The organism is Dyella sp. CR10 (assembly GCF_055814425.1).
This window is the reverse complement of the sequence record NZ_CP185986.1, coordinates 2,773,133-2,789,588: the sequence shown is the minus strand read 5'-3', so window position 1 is coordinate 2,789,588 and position 16,456 is coordinate 2,773,133. Positions and strand designations below refer to the sequence as shown.

13 protein-coding genes are annotated in these 16,456 nt (G+C 67.6%); 6 read left to right on the top strand and 7 right to left on the bottom strand.

From position 1 onward, the window contains the following. Window positions 1–76: 76 nt before the first annotated feature. The gene (locus ACNR9O_RS12620) at window positions 77–2,344 is read left to right on the top strand and encodes a thiamine pyrophosphate-dependent enzyme (RefSeq protein WP_473679999.1); all 2,268 of its coding nucleotides are present in this window, start codon (window positions 77–79) and stop codon (window positions 2,342–2,344) included. 91 nt (window positions 2,345–2,435) lie between these two features. Beyond that, complete coding sequence (locus ACNR9O_RS12615) at window positions 2,436–2,984, top strand: Ivy family c-type lysozyme inhibitor (RefSeq protein ID WP_473680001.1); 549 nt, start codon at window positions 2,436–2,438, stop codon at window positions 2,982–2,984. An 18-nt stretch (window positions 2,985–3,002) separates the two neighbouring features. Here the strand turns inward: ACNR9O_RS12615 and ACNR9O_RS12610 are convergent, their stop codons facing one another. After that, entirely contained in the window at window positions 3,003–4,700 is a 1,698-nt protein-coding gene (locus ACNR9O_RS12610; protein WP_473680003.1) for a GGDEF domain-containing protein, read from the bottom strand. Window positions 4,701–4,975: 275 nt separating this feature from the next. Here ACNR9O_RS12610 and ACNR9O_RS12605 point away from each other — a divergent pair, with 275 nt between their 5' ends. After that, complete coding sequence (locus ACNR9O_RS12605) at window positions 4,976–5,527, top strand: NADPH-dependent FMN reductase (RefSeq protein ID WP_473680005.1); 552 nt, start codon at window positions 4,976–4,978, stop codon at window positions 5,525–5,527. 198 nt (window positions 5,528–5,725) lie between these two features. On the opposite strand, the gene ppk1 is transcribed toward ACNR9O_RS12605, so the two are convergent. Further along, entirely contained in the window at window positions 5,726–7,912 is a 2,187-nt protein-coding gene (ppk1, locus tag ACNR9O_RS12600; RefSeq protein WP_473680007.1) for a polyphosphate kinase 1, read from the bottom strand. Window positions 7,913–8,064: 152 nt separating this feature from the next. Continuing rightward, a complete protein-coding gene (locus tag ACNR9O_RS12595; RefSeq protein WP_473680009.1) occupies window positions 8,065–8,958 on the bottom strand; it encodes a LysR family transcriptional regulator in 894 nt (297 codons plus the stop codon). A gap of 90 nt (window positions 8,959–9,048) precedes the next feature. Between ACNR9O_RS12595 and ACNR9O_RS12590 the strand changes: the two genes are divergently transcribed. Continuing rightward, window positions 9,049–9,999, top strand: coding sequence for an NAD-dependent epimerase/dehydratase family protein (locus tag ACNR9O_RS12590; protein WP_473680011.1), 951 nt, complete (start codon window positions 9,049–9,051; stop codon window positions 9,997–9,999). Window positions 10,000–10,035: 36 nt separating this feature from the next. Here the strand turns inward: ACNR9O_RS12590 and ACNR9O_RS12585 are convergent, their stop codons facing one another. After that, window positions 10,036–10,836: an AraC family transcriptional regulator gene (locus tag ACNR9O_RS12585; RefSeq protein ID WP_473680013.1), complete on the bottom strand. Its 801-nt coding sequence runs from the start codon at window positions 10,834–10,836 to the stop codon at window positions 10,036–10,038. A gap of 144 nt (window positions 10,837–10,980) precedes the next feature. On the opposite strand from ACNR9O_RS12585, the gene ACNR9O_RS12580 reads away from it, so the two are divergent. Continuing rightward, window positions 10,981–12,234, top strand: a complete 1,254-nt coding sequence (locus tag ACNR9O_RS12580) for an MFS transporter (RefSeq protein ID WP_473680015.1) — start codon at window positions 10,981–10,983, stop codon at window positions 12,232–12,234. A 90-nt stretch (window positions 12,235–12,324) separates the two neighbouring features. Further along, window positions 12,325–13,083 carry a Bax inhibitor-1/YccA family protein gene (locus ACNR9O_RS12575; protein WP_473680017.1) on the top strand — a complete coding sequence of 253 codons (759 nt, stop codon included), beginning with the start codon at window positions 12,325–12,327 and terminating at the stop codon, window positions 13,081–13,083. Window positions 13,084–13,142: 59 nt separating this feature from the next. Here the strand turns inward: ACNR9O_RS12575 and poxB are convergent, their stop codons facing one another. The 3 genes from poxB to murB form a co-directional block, all read right to left on the bottom strand. Further along, on the bottom strand, window positions 13,143–14,873 hold the full coding sequence (gene poxB, locus ACNR9O_RS12570) for a ubiquinone-dependent pyruvate dehydrogenase (protein WP_473680019.1): 1,731 nt from the start codon (window positions 14,871–14,873) through the stop codon (window positions 13,143–13,145). A gap of 82 nt (window positions 14,874–14,955) precedes the next feature. Next, the gene (locus ACNR9O_RS12565; protein ID WP_473680021.1) at window positions 14,956–15,417 is read right to left on the bottom strand and encodes a hypothetical protein; all 462 of its coding nucleotides are present in this window, start codon (window positions 15,415–15,417) and stop codon (window positions 14,956–14,958) included. Between the two features lie 4 nt (window positions 15,418–15,421). Further along, a complete protein-coding gene (gene murB, locus ACNR9O_RS12560; protein ID WP_473700779.1) occupies window positions 15,422–16,450 on the bottom strand; it encodes a UDP-N-acetylmuramate dehydrogenase in 1,029 nt (342 codons plus the stop codon). Between the last annotated feature and the right edge of the window lie 6 nt (window positions 16,451–16,456).

Sequence of the window (16,456 nt, the reverse complement as noted above, 5' to 3'; positions counted from 1 at the left end):
GCACTGGCCCGCGTCACGCGCGGGCTGGCGATATCCACCCCTGCCGCGGCGACGCGGCCCTTTATCCCCGAGCCCCATGACCGCGCTTCCGTTCTCCCTGAGTGGCCGCCACAAAGGCTTCAACCGCGCCGAGATCGTCGACCAGAACTTCATCGAGTTCGTGCAGCTGTGGCGCGGCGAGATGCAGCCCGCCCCCGCTGACGATCAACCCGTCCTGCCTGGCAGTGCGCTCGATGCGCGCGGGTTCCGCGAGCTGTTCGAATCGCAGCTGATCTCGCGCCATCTCGACCTGATGGCGCGTGTGCTGCGCGTGCAGAACAAGGTGTTCTACACCATCGGTTCGAGCGGGCACGAAGGCAACGCGATGGTGGCGCGGCTGACGCGCCACACCGATCCGGCGTTCCTGCATTACCGTTCCGGCGGCTTCATGGCCGAGCGCTTCCGCAAGCTGCCGGGGATGGACCCGGCGATGGATTCGGCGCTTTCCTTCGCGGCGAGCATGGAAGACCCCGCCTCCGGCGGTCGCCACAAGGTGTGGGGCAGCAAGCCGCTGTGGGTGCTGCCGCAGACCTCGACCATCGCCTCGCACCTGCCGAAGGCCTTCGGCACGGCCGTGGCGATCGAGCAGGCGCGCCGCATCGGCCATACCCTGCCGGTGCCGGAGGACAGCATCGCGATCTGTTCCTTCGGCGATGCCTCGTCCAACCACGCCACCGCACAGACCGCGTTCAACGCAGCCGCGTGGACCGCCTACCAGAAGCTGCCCGCGCCGGTGCTGTTCGTGTGCGAGGACAACGGCATCGGCATCTCGGTGAAGACACCGGCCGGCTGGGTGGCGAACAACTTCCGGCATCGCCCGGACCTCGATTACTTCTACGCGGACGGCCTGGACCTGGCCGACGGCTACGCTCAGGTGCGCGAGGCGGTGGAGCATTGCCGCCGCACGCGCCGCCCGACCTTCCTGCACCTGCGCACGACGCGCGTGATGGGCCATGCCGGTACCGATTTCGAGATCGAATGGCGCAGCGTGGAAGAGCTGTTCGCGCTGGAAGCCACCGATCCGCTGCTGCGCTCGGCAGAGATCGCGCTGGCCTCGGGCTTGTACAGCCGCGAGGCGCTGCTGGAGCTGTACGAAGCGACCCGCAAGCGCTGCTTTGCCGCCGCCGAAGAAGCCGATCGCCGGCCGCGCCTGAGCACGATGGCGGAGGTGATCAAGCCTCTGGCGCCGTACACGCCAGCGGCGGTGAAGGCCGAGGCCGAGCGCGCCGACTACGCGGCACGTCGCGCCGAGGTATTCGGCGGCGAAGACAAGCTGCCGGAGAAGCAGCCGCCACGCCATCTGGCCATCCAGATCGGCCAGGCGCTGCATGACGTGATGGCCAAGTATCCCGAGTCGCTGCTGTTCGGCGAGGACGTGGCGCAGAAGGGCGGCGTGTATACGGTCACCAAGGGCCTGCACAAAACCTTCAAGGGCAACCGCGTGTTCAACACGCTGCTGGACGAGACCGTCATTCTCGGCCTGGCCCAAGGCTACGCCAACATGGGCATGCTGCCGCTGCCGGAAATCCAGTACCTGGCGTATTTCCACAACGCGTGCGACCAGATTCGCGGCGAGGCGTGCAGCCTGCAGTTCTTCTCCAACGACCAGTACCGCAATCCGCTGGTGATGCGCGTGGCCTCGCTGGGTTACCAGAAGGGCTTCGGCGGGCACTTCCACAACGACAACTCGATCGCCGCGCTGCGCGATATCCCGGGCCTGGTGGTCGGCTGTCCCAGCCGCGGCGACGACGCCGCCACCATGCTGCGCACGCTGATGGCGCTGGCGAAGGTGGATGGGCGCGTGTGTGCCTTCCTCGAACCGATCGCGCTGTACATGACCAAGGACCTGTACGAGGCCGGCGACGGCCAGTGGCAGTTCGCCTATCCGGCGCCGGGCGAGGCAATGCCGCTGGGTGAAGGCCGTGTCTATAACGCGGAGGCCGATGATCTCGTCGTGTTCACCTTCGGCAACGGCGTGCCGATGGCGCTGCGCGCCGCGCGCGAGCTGGAAAACAAGCGCGGCTGGCGCACGCGCGTGGTCGATCTGCGCTGGCTGGCGCCGCTCAACGATGCCTTCATCGTCGCGCAGGCGCGCGGCGCCAAGCGCATCCTGGTGCTGGACGAAGGCCGCCGCAGCGCGGGCGTGGGCGAGGGCATCATTACCGCCATCGTGGAGGGCGGCCTCGGCGCGACGCCATTGCAGCGCGTGGTCGGCGTGGATACCTACACGCCGCTGGCCGGCGCCGCGCTGCTGGTGTTGCCGAACGAGGCGGAGGTAGTCGCCGCGGCCGAACGGATGGTGTGACGCGCGTCACTTTGCAGGCCCGGGGACGGTAGGGATTCAGTCCCCGCGCCGTAAGGTGCGGACGATCGAACCAGCACGAAGGGAGGCCGCCATGAAATACGCCGCATATGCGTTCGTGTTCGCCGCGACCCTGGCCGGCGCGGCATGCACGCAGGACAAGCAGGACGGCACGCAGGCACCCGCCGCATCCACCACCCGTACCGCGGCGGCGTCGAACCTGGCGCCCGCGCCCGCCGGCAGCTCGGCCGACGCCGACGCCGACCAGGCGGCGAAAGGTCCCTACCTGTTCGACCTGCTGCAGCGCCCGGATTTCAACGCCGCCTTCGCCAATCTGGCTGGCGCCAAGGAGCTGCCCGAATGGACGCGCCAAGGGGGTACGTCTACGCCCGCGCAGACGGTGACCGAGGACGGCAAGACCTTGCTCGCCGCCGCCGGATGCAAGCCGCACGACTGCCCGAGCGAACGCATCGTGTTGCTCTATGACGAGAAGACGCACGCCATGTGGGGCGTGTTCGCGCGGCGCCAGGGCGAGGCGCCGACCGATGTCAGCGACGGCAGCAACGATCAGCTGACCTGGCTGGGCGATCCGGACGACAAGCTGAAGGACGCGCTGAAGAAACAGCTGTACTACCCCGAATAAGCGGTATCTCGCGCGTCGCTAGGAGCCGCGTCGCGGCGGCTCTTCCGCCACCGCGCGAGGCCACGGATGCGCGCCGCGCGCTTCCGGCTTCAGATCCAGGCGCACGCGATTGCGCCCGTTGAGCTTGGCCCGATACATGGCGTGATCGGCGCGCTCGACCAGCGTTTCCACGGTGTCGTCGGGACGTCGCATGGCGATACCGACGCTCACGCTCAGCAGCAGTTCCTGGCCATCCACGGGAATGTCCAGCCGATAAATGCGGCGGCACAGGCGGGTGGCGATATGCGTAGCTTGCGCCTGGTCCACGCCATGCAGCATCGCGACGAATTCCTCGCCGCCATAGCGGCCCAGCAGGTCCTGTGGCCGCAGCTCGCGGCGCAGCGCAGCGGCGACCGCCACCAGCGCGCGATCGCCCGCCGCATGGCCCTGGCAGTCGTTGAGCGTCTTGAAGTGATCCAGATCCAGGAACAGGAGCGCGATCGGCTCGCCATCGTCCAGCGCCAGCGCGGCATGCAGGCCTTCGCTCCAGGCCCGGCGGTTGAGCACCTGGGTCAGCGCATCCACGTCGGCCAGTTCGCGCACCACGTCGGTGTCGTGGCGCATCGCCAGCGCATGATCGGCCAGGCCCAGCGCCAGCATGATCGACTGGAACGCGCCGGCCGCGAGCGCGGCGTCGCCCAGCCAGTCCATGCCGGGCAGGGCGCCATTGGCCTGCGCGCTGTCCAGGGCAGTGAGCGCCAGCAGCGGCGTGAAACCGAGCAGGAAATAACGCGCCCGCCGCGACCCGCGCGCCGCCGCGGCGATGCCCGCGCATAGCAGCAGCACGGCACCGATCAGCAGCGCCGGATACAGCAGCGCCTGTGCCGGCGCGACGATGGCGTCGATATGGCTGCTGCGCATCAGTACCAGCAGCGGCATGCCCATCGCCAGCGCGAGCGCCGCGGTATGCAGCAGCGGGGCGAGGCGTTGCAGCTCGCAGAAGCGCGCCACGAACACGGCGGCGAACGCCACGGACAGCAGGGCCGCCGTCGGCCCCACGAGCAGCGCGGAGCCGGCCAGCCATTCCAGTTCCAGCGGATGGAACAGGTAACCGGTGCGGACGCCCTGGATGACGGCATAGCAGAGCACGTAGCCCGCGTACCAGGCGAACGTGGCGTCGCGCAGCATCAGCGCCAGGCACAGCGCCATCGCTGCCATCGCCAGCATCACCGCGAAGCAGGCGCTGGCGAACACGAGCCATTGCGCGTCCTGGCGCAAGTAGTCGTCCCACGATTGCAGGCGAAAGCGCGCCGGCGAGGCGGTGTCCGGCGAGGCCTCGAAGCGCAGCAGGATCGGCTCGGTGGAGGTGGCCCCCGGCGCGAGCCGCCACGCCAGGCGGCCGTGACCATGCACGCGGGCGCTGAAGTCGTCCAGCGACAGTGTCTGCAACGGTCCGTGACTGTCGTACAGCGTCACTGCCGACAATGGCGGCGGATAGAGGGTCAGCGTGCGCTCCTCGGTCACCGGCGAGAGCTGCGGACGCAACACCACCCAGGTGGCCTGGCCCGGACGCGCCACTTCGTGCAGCAGGGCAGGATCGAAGCCCTGCAGCTCGCCGTTGCGGAAGTCGTCCAGCACGGTGGCCGGCGTGTCGCCCGGGCGCGCTTCGCGCCAGGCCGCTTCCATCGGTACGACGGGCGCCGCATGCAGCGGAACGCACAGGCACAGCAGCAGCATGCCGAACATCCGCCGCCACCGCCTTGCTTGCGCTGCCACGCTTGCGACCACCACAGCCCCCTTTCACACCCGCTTGCGCGGCCGGCCCGTGATGCGGGTCGTCCATGCATTCTGGACGAGCCGCGGCGCCCGACCCATTCGGTCGAACGGCATAGAAGGAAAAGCAGGGAACGTGCCACGCGCCTGACATGGCGGCGTCACTTTGTCTTTACCCGGCGATCCGGAAGCTTGGAAGACATCGTTCCGGCCCACGGATCCACCGAAGGAGAATCCGCATGAGCAAGATCAAGGTCGCTGTCTTCGTCGGCAGCCTGCGCAAGGACTCGATCAACCGCAAGCTCGCCCTGGCCGTGGAGAAGCTCGCGCCGCAGGATCTCGCGTTCGAGCATGTATCGATCGGCGGCCTGCCGCTGTACGACCAGGATTTCGATAGTGCCTATCCGCCGGCATGCGAGGCGCTCAAGCGCACGGTCGAAGCGGCCGGCGCCTTGCTGTTCGTGACGCCTGAATACAACCGTTCGATCCCTGGCGTGCTGAAGAACGCCATCGACATCGCATCGCGGCCCTGGGGCACCAATTCCTTCGCCGGCAAGCCGGGTGCGGTGATCGGCGCGTCGATCGGCGCCACCGGTTCGGCGCTCTCGCAGCAGCATCTGCGCAACGTGCTGACCTACGTCGACGTGCCGCTGCTGGCGCAGCCGGAAGTGTTCATCGCGTTCAAGGACGGCCTGATCGACGACGAGGGGAACATCTCGAACGACGGTACGAAGAAGTTCCTGCAGGGCTTCGTCGACAAATACGTGGCCTGGGTGAAGCGCTTCGCCTAGCTTTCACTCCCTCTCCCCTCCGGGGAGAGGGTTGGGGTGAGGGGAAGCTACGGAGCGTAGAAGCGGGAGCTTAAAAGCATGCTCCGCTTCGTCGAGCCTCCTTCTCGAACCCCGCCCCTCATCCGCTGCGACGCGAAGCTAATCCCCTTGGGACCGGCACCTTCTCCCCGAAGAGGAGAAGGGCTTCAGGTTGTGACCTCACGCTTCCGTGGATGCCCCGACGCCGCACAGCTTCTCCAGCAGTTGCAGCTGCACGTTGCGCACGGGCTGCCCCGTCGTCGGGTGCATGCGCGTGTAATGCCCGTCGGAACGCAGCTGCCACGCACTGCTGTTGTCGGCCAGATACAGCTCCAGCTCCTTCTTCAGGCGCTGCTGCAGCTTCTTGCTCTCGATCGGGAAACCGGTCTCGACGCGGCGATCGAGATTGCGCTCCATCAGGTCGGCGCTGGCCAGGAACAGCTGTTCGTCGCCATCGTTGGCGAACCAGTACACGCGGCTGTGCTCGAGGAAACGGTCCACGATCGAGCGCACGCGGATGTTGTGCGACACACCCGGCACACCGGGACGAAGGCAGCACATGCCACGCACGATCAGGTCGATCTTCACCCCGGCGACGCTGGCCTTGTACAGCGCGCGGATCACCTTCGGATCGGTCAGCGCGTTGATCTTGGCGATGATCTGCGCGGGGCGGCCGGCCTGGGCGTGCGTGGTCTCGGCGGCGATCAGCTCCAGCAGTGTCTTCTTCAGCGTGAACGGCGCATGCAGCAGCTTCTTCATGCGCAGTACCTTGCCCATGCCGGTGAGCTGGCTGAACAGCTTGTGCACGTCCTCGCACAAGGTCTGGTCGGAGGTGAGCAGGCTGTAGTCGGTGTACAGGCGAGCGTTGCCGGTGTGGTAGTTGCCGGTGCCCAGATGGGCGTAACGCACCAGCTCGTCGCCTTCGCGGCGCTGGATCAGCATCAGCTTGGCGTGCGTCTTCACGCCAACCACGCCGTAGATCACCATCGCGCCGGCCTGCTGCAGACGCGAGGCGAGGGTGAGGTTGGATTCTTCGTCGAAGCGGGCGCGCAGCTCCACCACCACGGTCACTTCCTTGCCCGCGCGCGCGGCATCCACCAGCGCGTCGACGATCTCGGAGTTGGCACCGCTGCGGTAGAGCGTCTGCTTGATCGCCAGCACGTTGGGGTCTTTCGCGGCCTGGTGCAGCAGGTCGACCACCGGCGCGAACGATTCATACGGGTGCAGCAGCAGCACGTCCTGCTTGCCGATCACCTGGAACAGATCCTCGGCCTTCTTCAGCGCCTTGGGGATCGACGGCGTGAACGGCGGATAGAGCAGTTCCGGCGCGCTGGTCTTGGTGGCCAGGCCCATCAGGCGCGAGAGATTGACCGGCCCGTTGACCTCGTACATTTCCGCCGCGGTGAGGCCGAACTGCTTGAGCAGGTAATCGGTCAGTTCCTTCGGGCAGTTGTCCGCCACTTCCAGGCGCACGGCGTCGCCGAAACGGCGCGAATACAGTTCGCCGCGCAAGGCGCGCGCGAGATCTTCGACATCTTCCGGATCGATGGTCAGGTCCGCGTTGCGGGTAAGGCGGAACTGATAGCAGCCGCGCACCGACATGCCGGGGAAAAGCTCCTCGGTATGCGCATGGATGATCGACGACAGCAGCACGAAGTTCTCGCCGCCCTCGCACACCTCGTCCGGCAGGCGGATCAGGCGCGGCAGCACGCGCGGCGCCGGCACCACGGCCAGGCCCGAATCGCGGCCGAAGGCATCGACGCCTTCCAGCTGCACGATGAAGTTGAGGCTCTTGTTGACCAGCAGCGGAAACGGATGGGTGGGATCCAGGCCGATCGGCGTGATCAGCGGCGCGACTTCATGGCGGAAATAGCGGCGCACCCACAACTTCTGCTTGTGCGACCACTCGTTGCGACGAACGATGCGGATGCCGTGGCGCGCCAGCTCCGGCAGCACGCGTTCGTTGAGGATCGCGTATTGCCGCTCGATCTGCTTGTGCGCGATCTCGCTGATCTCGGCCAGCGCGCGGCGCGGCGCGATGGCATCGGGACCGACGATCTCGTGGTCGAAGGCGATCTGGCTTTTCAGTCCCGCCACGCGGATCTCGAAGAATTCGTCCATGTTGCTGGAGAAGATCAGCAGGAACTTGAGGCGCTCGAGGATCGGCTTGCGCTCGTCCAGCGCCTGCTCCAGTACGCGGATGTTGAATTGCAGCTGCGACAGCTCGCGGTGGATATACAGGCTGCTGTCGTTGAGGTCGTGCGTGCCGCCGGTTGGCGCGGGAAGGGCATTGGCGGCGGGCTGTTCCGCGACGGGAGTGGGCTCCTCGACCGTGACGCTCGGGCGGTTCTCGCTGTTGGACATCATGTCGGTCCTGAAAGCCCCGGCCGGGCGGGGAGGTGGGGATTAGGCATGCTACGCCGTTGTGGCATTTTGCATGTCCCCGGCCCGCCGGTCGTCCCGGGCCGTTTCGCAGCGGCTCATATTGCTACGGAATTTTGACGGCGGGATGACGCCGCTCACGTGCGCGCATAGTCGATCAGCGCCGCGGCGAGGTGATCGAACAGCCGGCGCACCGCCGGGTTGCGCCGCAGATCCTCGTGCATCACCGCCCAGGCCTCCATGGGAATGGCCACCTGCCCGGGCAGCAGGCGCACCAGCTTGGGGTCGCGCGCCGCCAGCGGTACCTGGCAGATGCCGATGCCATAGCCGGCACGGATGGCCGCCAGCGCGGCCAGGTCGTGGTCGGTGCGCAGCGCGAACAGCTCACGTGACCACGGCAGGTCGCGCGGACGCAGCGTGCGCACGTAAGGTGCTTCGTGGTCGAAGCCGATCAGACTGTGCGCGCGCAGTTCGTCCAGCGACGCCGGCGTGCCATGCCGGCGCAGGTAGCGGCGATGCGCGTGCAGGCCCAGTTCGATCCGGCCGAGCTGGCGCGTGACCAGGGCCTGCTGGGTGGGGCGCGTCATGCGGATGGCCAGGTCGGCATCCTTGCGCAGCAGGTCTTCGGAGCGATTGGTCACCGCCAGTTCGATGATCACCCCGGGGTTCTCGCGCCGGAACGCGGTGAGCATCGCCGGCAGCACCTCGGTGCCGATCACTTCGCTGGCCGTGACGCGTACCACGCCGCGCACGTCGTCGTCGCCCGCGGTGGCGGCGCGGCGCAGCGCCGCCATCGACGACGCCATCGCCTCGGCGTGCGGCAGCAGGCGCAGGGCCGACTCGGTCGGCACCAGCCCCTGCGGCGAGCGGGTGAACAGCGCCAGGCCGAGGGCGGTCTCCAGTTCGCGGACATGCCGACCCAGGCTGGGCTGGGTCATGGCCAGCGCGCGCGCCGCGGCGGACAGGCTGCCCTCACGCATCACGGCGAGAAAGGAGCGGTAGAGGTCCCAGGAGGGTTCGGTCGGAGTCATGCATATTTGTATAGCAGATATGCATGTTTAGTGGATTTTCTAATGGCCGGCGCCAGCTCATGCTGTTGTCATTCCCGAGGAGAACAGCACATGACGCAGAAGAAGACGGTTCTGGTGGTGGGCGCCAACGGCGGCATCGGTGGCGAGGTTTGCGCGGCGCTGCTGCGGCATGGCTGGACGGTGCGCGCGCTGGTGCGCAAGGTCGGGCAAGGCGGTCCGGCCGGGGTGGAGTGGGTGCAGGGCGATGCGATGGTCGCCGCCGACGTGGCGCGTGCCGCAGCGGGCGTGGACGTCGTCGTGCACGCGGTGAACCCGCCCGGCTATCGTGGCTGGGAGCGCCTGGTGCTGCCGATGCTGGACAACACCATCGCCGCCGCGCGGGCGGCAGGCGCGCGCATCGTGTTTCCCGGCACGATCTACAACTACGGCTTCGATGCGTTCCCTTCGCTGGCCGAAGACGCGCCGCAGCACCCGGTCAGCCGCAAGGGCGAACTGCGCGTGGCGATGGAACAACGTCTGGCGCAGGCGGCGCGCGAGGGCACGCCGGTGCTGATCTTGCGCTGTGGCGATTTTCTGGGGCCGCGCAATACAGGCAACAGCTGGTTCTCGCAGGGCCTGGTGAAGGCCGGCCGGCCGGTCGGCGCGGTGAGTTACCCGGGGCCGCCGGAGCTGGGCCATGCCTGGGCCTATCTGCCCGACGTGGCCGAAACGCTCGCACGCCTGCTCGATCGGCGCGATGAGCTGGAGCCGTTCGCCGCGTTTCATTTCGGCGGCTATTGGATGGATGGTCACGCCATGGTCGCGGCGGTGCGCGAAGCGGTGGGCGATCCGTCGATACGCGCGGCGCGCTTTCCGTGGTGGCAGGTGGCATTGGCCATGCCGTTCATGGAGACACTGCGCGAGCTGTGGAAGATGCGTTACCTGTGGAAGACCGAGGCACGGCTGGAAGATGCGAAGTTGCGTCGCTTCCTGGGCGACGTGCCGGCGACGCCCGTGGTGGAAGCGGTGCGCAGCGCGCTGGCCGGAGCGGGGTGTCTTTGAACCATGCAGCTCCCACGCCCGGCAGGGAGGGGAGCTTCAGGTTGGCGCGCTCTTGGCGCGTGGTCGTTGCGGAGTGGCCATGTACCTGCTCGGCGGCTCGCCCAGCACGCGCCGGAACGCGGAAGTGAACGCGCTCGCGCTGCCATAGCCCAGTTCCATCGCGACGTCGGTGATCGACTGTCCCCGCCCCAGTCGCGTCAGCGCCGCCAGCAGGCAGGCTTGCTGGCGCCATGCCGCATAGCTCATCCCGGTCTGCTGGCGAAACGTGCGGGTGAAATGGCGACGGCTCATGCCGACTTTCGCCGCCACCGCATCGATGTCGAGGTCGAGTGCCGGCGCATCGAGTATGGCGCGACAGAGCTTGTGCAGGCGTGGCTCGGCGGGCAGCGGCGTGTTGAGGGAGAGCGTGGGCATGGCGCGGATCTCGTCCAGCAGCAAGGCCATCAGGCGGCCGTCGCGCGCGCCCAGCGCGTATTCGGCCGGCAGGTCCACGGCGACCTCGAGCAGTTCGTGCAACAGCGGCGAGACGGCGATGACCTGGCAGTGTTCCCACAGGCCTTGCGCGGCGTCGCGCTGCACATAGGCGCTGCGCGTGCTCACGTTGCCGTCCATGTGGACTTCGTGCATCACACCGGCGGGTATCCATAGCGCGCGGCGCGGCGGCACGATCCAGCTGCCTTCCGGCGTGATGGTCTTCACCACGCCGGTGGCGGCATACAGCAGCTGGTGGCGCTTGTGCGCGTGGGCGGGCAGCACGAAGCGCGCGGGATAGTCGTTGCCGGTGGCGACGACCGCGCGAGGCACATCTTCGTAGCGGGTGACGCGGGTCTGGCGCATTCAGGGAGGTTCTGATTTATGGCCCGGATTCGACAGAAGTTGACCCCCTGACGTGAGCGGGCCGACAACGCCCAATCTAAGGTGCTCGCCTGGGCGCGGCAAGATGCCGCGCGCACCGTCCCCACTATCGATACGCCATCTTCCATGCAAACCCGCGTCGACGATCTACCCCTGCCGCCCGCAGCCGCCGCATCCCGCGCCGAATCTCAGGCCGAGCCTCGCACCGAATTCGGCATCATCGGAGCGATCAGCTTCGCGCATCTGCTCAACGACATGATCCAGTCGTTGATCCTGGCCATCTATCCGATCCTCAAGTCGGGCTTCCACCTGAACTTCGCCCAGGTCGGCCTGATCACGCTGACCTACCAGGTCACCGCGTCGCTGTTGCAACCGATGGTAGGCCTGATCACCGACCGCAAGCCGATGCCGTACTCGCTGCCGGTGGGCATGGGCTTCACGCTGTGCGGCCTGCTGCTGCTGGCCCAGGCGCCGAACTTCCCGCTGCTGCTGGTGGCCGCCGCGCTGGTGGGTACCGGCTCGTCGGTGTTCCATCCGGAATCCTCGCGCGTCGCGCGCATGGCCTCGGGTGGACGCCACGGCCTGGCGCAGTCGCTGTTCCAGGTGGGCGGCAATACCGGCGCCTCGCTGGGCCCGCTGCTGGCCGCGTGGATCATCGTGCCGCACGGCCGCGGCAGCGTGGCGTGGTTCGCGCTGGCCGCGCTGCTGGCGATCGTGGTGCTGGTGCAGGTGAGCGCGTGGTACCGCGACCATCACGCCACGCGCGGCAAGGCCAAGGCGCGGCACGCGGCGGTGACGCTGACGCGCGGGCGCGTCATCGGGGCAGTGCTGATCCTGGGCTTGCTGATCTTCTCCAAGTATTTCTACATCGCCAGCATCACCAGCTATTACACGTTCTATCTGATCCACAAATTCGGCGTGTCGGTGCCGAACGCGCAGACGCATCTGTTCGTGTTCCTGTTCGCGGTGGCGGCCGGTTCGCTGGTCGGCGGGCCGGTGGGCGACCGCATCGGACGCAAGTGGGTGATCTGGGCGTCGATCCTGGGCGTGGCGCCGTTCACGCTGCTGCTGCCGCACGCGAACCTGTTCTGGACCGGCGTGCTGACGGTGGTGATCGGCTTGATCCTGTCGTCGGCGTTTTCGGCGATTCTGGTCTATGCGCAGGAGCTGATCCCGGGCCGCGTGGGCATGATCTCCGGGTTGTTCTTCGGCTTCGCCTTCGGCATGGGCGGCATCGGCGCAGCGGTGCTGGGACGGGTGGCGGACGCGCAGGGCATCGATTTCGTGTACGGCATCTGCGCCTACCTGCCGCTGCTGGGCGTGATTACCGTGCTGCTGCCGAACCTGGACGGCCCCAGGCGGCGGGCCACGGCGGGCTGAACGAGGCGGCCACGCCACCGCAGGCCCGACGCGCTAGCATGGTGGACATCGCCGCGCGGTGGCGCGCGGCTTGTCCATGAGGAGTTGGCGATGCGTTCGGGCAATCCGGTTCTACGCGATAGCACTTTCCAGGGTCTGTTCGCCGAAGGCGAACGCATGACCCTCAACGGCACCGTGGCCAAGACGGGCCTGCTGCTGTTCCTGGCGGTGGTCACTGGTGGCTGGACCTGGCTGCGCTTCAGCCATGCCGCGGCGGAGGGCGGCAACCTCGCCGCCGGGCTGGCGGCGATCTCGCCGTTCATCTGGGGCGGCCTGCTGGTCGGCTTCGTGCTGGCGCTGGTGACGACCTTCAAGGCCAACTGGGCAGGCATCACCGCGCCGGCCTACGCGATCGCCGAAGGCTTCGCTCTGGGCGGTCTGTCCGCGATTTTCGAAGTGCGCTTTCCGGGCATCGTGCTGCAAGCGGTGATGCTTACCGCCGGCGTGATGGCGGTGATGCTGGCGTTGTACCGCTTCCGCGTGATCCAGGTCACCGACAAGCTGCGCATGGGCATCGTCGCCGCGACCGGCGCGGTCGCGCTGCTTTACCTGGTGGATATGGGCCTGCGCGCGTTTACCAGCATCCAGGTGCCTTTCATCCACGAATCCAGCGCGCTGGGCATCGGCTTCAGCCTGCTGGTGGTGGGCCTAGCCGCGTTCAACCTGATGCTGGACTTCGACATGATCGAAACCGGCGTCGACCAGGGCGCGCCCAAGTACATGGAGTGGTACGGCGCCTTCGGCTTGATGGTGACGCTGGTGTGGCTGTACCTGGAGATGCTGCGGCTGTTGTCGAAGCTGCGCCGCTGAGCTTGCGTACCTGTGGAAAAAAGGCCGGCGTTTCGCCGGCCTTTTTCGTTGCGGGCCGGTCAGCGCAGCAGGTTGCTGCGCGCCAGGTCGACCAGTTCGTCGCCGCGCCCATTCATCACCGTGCGCAAGGCCCACAGGCTGAAGCCTTTGAGCTGCTCCAGCTTGAGTTTCGGCGGCATCGACAGTTCCTGCCGGTTGGTGACCACATCGATCAATGCCGGCCCGGGATGCGCGAAGGCTTCGCGCACCGCGCCTTCGAGGTCGCCGGCGTCGGTTACGCGCACGCCATGGATGCCGGCGGCGCGCGCCAGCGCGGCGAAGTCGGGGTTGTCCAGCGCGACGCCGGTGGGCAGGTAGCCGGCCGCTTTCATCTCCAGCTCCACGAAGCCGAGCGTGCCGTTGTTGAACACCACGATCTTCACCGGCAGGCGCTGCTGCACCAATGTCAGCAGGTCGCCCATCAGCATGGCGAAGCCGCCGTCGCCCGACAGGCTGATCACCTGGCGGCCGGGGCTGGCGGTCTGCGCGCCGATGGCCTGCGGCATCGCATTGGCCATCGAGCCATGCGCGAATGAGCCGAGCAGCCGGCGCTGCCCGTTCATGCGCAGGTAGCGTGCGGCCCAGATGGTCGGCGTACCCACATCGCAGGTGAACACGGCATCGTCGCTGGCCAGATCGCTCACCACCTTGGCCACGTACTGCGGATGGATCGGCTTGCCGCCGGTCTTGCCCGTGGCGAGGTCGTCCAGGCCCTCGCGCGCCTTGCGGTAGTTGGCGAGGCTGGTGCGCAGATGCCCGTCGTCCGTTGCGGAGCGCAGACGCGGGAGCAGGGCTTCGATCGTGGCTTTGACATCGCCGACCAACCCCAGGTCGAGGTGGCAGCGGCGGCCCAGATTCTCCGCGCGCAAGTCGACCTGGCAGATCTTCGCCTGGGCGGGAAAGAACTGGCGGTACGGGAAATCGGTGCCGAGCAGCAGCAAGGTGTCGCAATCCATCATGGCCTGATAGCCGGAGCTGAAACCGATCAGGCCGGTCATGCCCACGTCGTACGGGTTGTCCCACTCGACGTGTTCCTTGCCGCCCAGTGCGTGCACCACCGGCGCCTTCAAGGTTTCCGCCAGGCGGATCACCGCGTCGTGCGCGCCGGCACAGCCGCGCCCGCAGAACAGCGTAACCTTGCGGCCGCTGCCGAGCAGCGCGGCCAGCTGGTCCAGCTGGTCGGACGATGGCACGACCACGGGCAGCGCAGGCAGCAGGCCGGTGGCGGGCGGGACGGGACCGGCGGCTTCGGCGAGCGCGACGTCGCCGGGAATCACCAGTACCGACACACCTTGCTGTCCCACCGCGGCGCGGATCGCCGTGGCGGCCGCGTGGTGGATCTGCGCCGCGCCACTGATCAGCTCGCAGTAATGGCTGCACTCCTGGAACAGGTTCTGCGGATGGGTTTCCTGGAAATAGTTGCTGCCGATCTCGGCCGACGGGATATGCGCGGCCAGCGCGAGCACGGGCGCGCGCGAGCGGTGCGCATCGAACAGGCCGTTGATCAGGTGCAGGTTGCCCGGCCCGCACGAGCCGGCGCAGACGGCGAGCTTGCCGGTGACCTGCGCTTCGGCCGCCGCGGCGAACGCGGCGGCTTCTTCGTGCCGGTAATGCACCCACTCGATGTCGCCGCGCTTGCGCAGCGCATCGGTGATGCCGTTGAGGCTGTCGCCGACAAGGCCGTGGATGCGTTTGACGCCAGCCTGGGCCAGCGTTTCGACCAGGAAGTCGGCGACGTTTTCGATGCTCATGAGGGTTCCGATGGCGGCGGGGGAATCCGCCGATCCTTGCATCGGTCCGCTTCGGATTTCGTGAAGACGCGCGCTGCCAGGCTTACCAGCGCATCCCTTGCATGGCGGTCAGCGACATGCCGATGACGATCAGCGCGGTAAGAGCCAGCGCGAACGGAATCAACAGCAGCAGCGCGTACAGATGCGTCCGCGCGTCGTCTGCGCGCCGCTGGGCGGCGCGCAGCAGCGCGAGCACGATGGACGGCAGCAGCAACGCCACCGGCAGGAACGGCGCGAAGCCTGCACTGCCTTTGTCCAGGGTGAGTACCAGCGCCGCCATCAGACTGGCGAAGGCGAGCAGGTGCAGCAGGATGACGCGAAGACGCGGATGGCCGATCCGCATGATCCACCAGCCCAGGTAGAGCGGGTAGGTCAGGCCCCCGACGAACAGCCAGGAGGAATCACCGGCGACATGCTTGGCGACCCAGTCGTACACCATCGGTGGAATCGCCACGACCGCCAGGATCAGCAGCAGATGCAGCGCGATCTTCCCTGCCAGCTTCATCGCTTCAGCCCTGGCCGATGACTACCGGCTCGGGTTCCAGCCGCACGCCGAAGCGGTCTTGCACGCCAGCGATCACTCGTTGCGCGAAGGCCCACAACTGCGGGCCGGTGGCGTGTCCGTGGTTGACCAGCACTAGCGCGTGGCGGTTGGAAATGCCCGCGTCGCCCTCGCGCTGTCCCTTGAAGCCGGCGGCCTCGATCAGCCATGCGGCGGAAAGTTTCCAGCGGCCGTCCACGCCGGGCCAGGCGACCAGTTCGGGGTGTTGGCGCTTCAGCGCTTCGCCCACCGTGGCATCGACGATCGGATTCTTGAAGAAGCTGCCGGCATTGCCGATCACCGCCGGGTCGGGCAGCTTGCGCGAGCGCAGATGCACCACCGCCTCGGCGACATGGAACGGGGCGGGGCGGTCCACGCCCATGCGCGCGAGTTCTTCGCGGATACCGGTATAGTCCAGCCGCAGCTCGCGCGTGCGCGGCAGCGCGAAGCGCACCGCGGTGACGATGTAGCGTCCCGGCTCGCGCTTGAACACCGAGTCGCGATAGGCGAACGCGCAAGCATCGCGGTCGAGCGTGGCGACGCACTGCTCGCGCGTATCCCACGCTTCCACGCTTTCGATGAACTCGGCCACTTCGGTGCCGTAGGCGCCGATGTTCTGGATCGGTGCGGCGCCGACCGTGCCCGGGATCAGGATCAGGTTCTCCAGCCCCGCGAAGCCCTGGCCCAGGGTCCAGCGCACGAAGTCGTCCCAGCGTTCACCCGCCGCCACGGCGATGCGGGTGAGGTCGCCCTCCTGTTCGACATGCACGCCGCGGTTGGCCATCGCCACCACGGTACCGTCGAAGTCGCCGGTGAACAGCAGGTTGCTGCCTTCGCCCAGCACCAGCACAGGGCCGCCGCGCACGGCGGGGAAATCCAGCAGCTCCGGCAGCTTCGCCGCCTCGCGCACCTCGGCCAGCAGTTTCGCGCGCGCATCCACGCGCAGCGTGTTGCGCTGGCCAAGGGGCGCGTTCTCCAGCAGGACATAGCCGCCCATGTCGAT

Excerpts from the sequence above, each read along its gene's own strand:
- ACNR9O_RS12575 (WP_473680017.1), top strand. The coding sequence starts at position 12,325 with ATGCGTTCGGGCAATCCGGTTCTACGCGATAGCACTTTCCAGGGTCTG.
- ACNR9O_RS12580 (WP_473680015.1), top strand. The coding sequence starts at position 10,981 with ATGCAAACCCGCGTCGACGATCTACCCCTGCCGCCCGCAGCCGCCGCA.
- ACNR9O_RS12590 (WP_473680011.1), top strand. The coding sequence starts at position 9,049 with ATGACGCAGAAGAAGACGGTTCTGGTGGTGGGCGCCAACGGCGGCATC.
- ACNR9O_RS12605 (WP_473680005.1), top strand. The coding sequence starts at position 4,976 with ATGAGCAAGATCAAGGTCGCTGTCTTCGTCGGCAGCCTGCGCAAGGAC.
- ACNR9O_RS12610 (WP_473680003.1), bottom strand. The coding sequence starts at position 4,700 with ATGCTGCTGCTGTGCCTGTGCGTTCCGCTGCATGCGGCGCCCGTCGTA.
- ACNR9O_RS12595 (WP_473680009.1), bottom strand. The coding sequence starts at position 8,958 with ATGACTCCGACCGAACCCTCCTGGGACCTCTACCGCTCCTTTCTCGCC.
- ppk1 (WP_473680007.1), bottom strand. The coding sequence starts at position 7,912 with ATGATGTCCAACAGCGAGAACCGCCCGAGCGTCACGGTCGAGGAGCCC.
- poxB (WP_473680019.1), bottom strand. The coding sequence starts at position 14,873 with ATGAGCATCGAAAACGTCGCCGACTTCCTGGTCGAAACGCTGGCCCAG.
- ACNR9O_RS12585 (WP_473680013.1), bottom strand. The coding sequence starts at position 10,836 with ATGCGCCAGACCCGCGTCACCCGCTACGAAGATGTGCCTCGCGCGGTC.
- ACNR9O_RS12615 (WP_473680001.1), top strand. The coding sequence starts at position 2,436 with ATGAAATACGCCGCATATGCGTTCGTGTTCGCCGCGACCCTGGCCGGC.
- murB (WP_473700779.1), bottom strand. The coding sequence starts at position 16,450 with ATGGGCGGCTATGTCCTGCTGGAGAACGCGCCCCTTGGCCAGCGCAAC.
- ACNR9O_RS12565 (WP_473680021.1), bottom strand. The coding sequence starts at position 15,417 with ATGAAGCTGGCAGGGAAGATCGCGCTGCATCTGCTGCTGATCCTGGCG.
- ACNR9O_RS12620 (WP_473679999.1), top strand. The coding sequence starts at position 77 with ATGACCGCGCTTCCGTTCTCCCTGAGTGGCCGCCACAAAGGCTTCAAC.